General features: G+C 56.3%; 1 rRNA gene. It reads left to right on the top strand.

Annotation, left to right across the window (positions count from 1 at the left end):
• Positions 1 to 82: ribosomal RNA gene (gene rrf / locus OGV77_RS24805) — 5S ribosomal RNA — on the top strand; the annotation flags it as partial.
• Positions 83 to 213: the final 131 nt, after the last annotated feature.

Here is a 213-nt window from a genome sequence, read left to right on the forward strand (position 1 = left end):
CCATGCCGAACTCAGAAGTGAAACGCCGTAGCGCCGATGGTAGTGTGGGGTCTCCCCATGCGAGAGTAGGGAACTGCCAGACATCAAATAAAAGCGAAAGGCTCAGTCGAAAGACTGGGCCTTTTGTTTTATCTGTGGTCTGTCGGTGAGCGCTCTCCTGAGGAGGACAAATCCGCCGGGAGCGGATTTGAACGTTGCGCAGCAACGGCCCGG

The sequence above is a fragment of the Citrobacter sp. Ce129 genome, assembly GCF_030334545.1.
GTDB lineage: Bacteria > Pseudomonadota > Gammaproteobacteria > Enterobacterales > Enterobacteriaceae > Citrobacter > Citrobacter europaeus.